Annotated in this window: 1 protein-coding gene; it reads right to left on the bottom strand. The window is 43.0% G+C overall.

Going from position 1 to position 1,417, the window contains the following annotated elements; translation table 11 throughout:
- Positions 1 to 1,374, bottom strand: a 1,374-nt coding sequence (locus A3766_RS01705; RefSeq protein ID WP_197479170.1) for a hypothetical protein, incomplete at its 3' end; no start/stop codon positions are given.
- Positions 1,375 to 1,417 lie beyond the last annotated feature (43 nt).

Below are 1,417 nucleotides of genomic sequence, written 5' to 3'. Positions count from 1 at the left end.
AATATGGGATCGAAACTTATGTAGATAAGTTATTATACTATCCTCACGGCACGTATCTAGATCCAATACATCATTAAACACTGTCAACATGGGAGGGGCTAAAGAACGGTACTCTTGTTGAAATAGACCACATTTGCAAGCTTCTATTGCCGGCCAATCTAATGCTTTGATCTTATTTAGTACATCTTCTTTGGATAAACAGAATGATAACTCGTCTGCAGATCCAGAAAATGAGGCGATCGATACTAGATCTTCGGTCTCGTATTCATCACCGTGTTTTAGCCTGTAGGTCTGCGAGTACTCAAAATCCTTTGTGTTCAAAGTTTGTTGAAAATGAATAGCATATCGAAGCAGGGCATAGAGCAAAGCATCGAATGCACGAGGTACAATAAAGTGACGGAGCGCATGACTTTCAAATAAGGGAACGATAGTGAATGCTTTGACGAGTCGTTGTATAAGCGTGTAGCAACCAGCCCATCCGGTTTGTTTAAGGAACAGAGGGGTCATCTCTTCTAAGCTTTTCTCCAGCACCTTAGCACTGTGGAAGTGAGACGTTAATGTAAACATAAGCATTAGCCATACGCTCAGTGCGAAACAAATAGGGCAAGGTGGCGATAACGCCTGGAAATGGTTGATCGAAAGATATCGATAGGATTGAATTGAAAGCAATCGATGCTGTTTAAGCAAACCGCTAATTAATTTCAGACGTGACATACCATACTCTAAGACTAACGTTTCTAAATCGTGAATTTGCTCAAAATATCGGTCACGATGTGCTTCTGTATCATACGACTGAAGATAAAATGTGACGCTAGAAATTTTGCTCACCTCAACGCCATGAATTGCTCTTAGCTGCTTTTTCTTGCACCAACCTGCTTTGCAACATATTGCCCAAAAATCCGGATGCTCCGGCGAAAATCGTGATGGATATGGGAACGACAATCCCAATTTCTGTATTAGTCTGTCCTCGTCACCAAGCTTCATGCGAAGTTTTTCATCAATGTTAGTGATCAGGTTAGTCAAATAGCCAACCGTCGAGTCAATTTTTTCTGCTAGGGATGCCTGGCCCTCGATGATTGAGGCGAGTGTTTTTTCAATGCGGTCATCCCTACCTCGACCACATTGAGGACAATGGCGCGTAGCAATTTCCTGTCGTGTTTTGGGATATGGGGAGTGGCAGCGCGAACAAGTACTTCCTAAGGTCGTATCATGAATGGGGCAATTCGTTAACCAAGGATAATCATAGATATCGCTATGATAGAAAAGCGCACTGCATTGTGCACAATGACGTAAGGCTGGTTTGAATTTATGGCGGTTTAGATCAGCATGCGTCGCAAAAATCGTTTGATCATTACCTTGGCGTATATCGCGCATGAGTAGTCCAGGATTGGCCATGCACTGAATACGCCAGCGTCCC

The organism is Oleiphilus sp. HI0132 (assembly GCF_001635845.1).
This window is presented reverse-complemented; position numbering and strand designations above follow the sequence as displayed.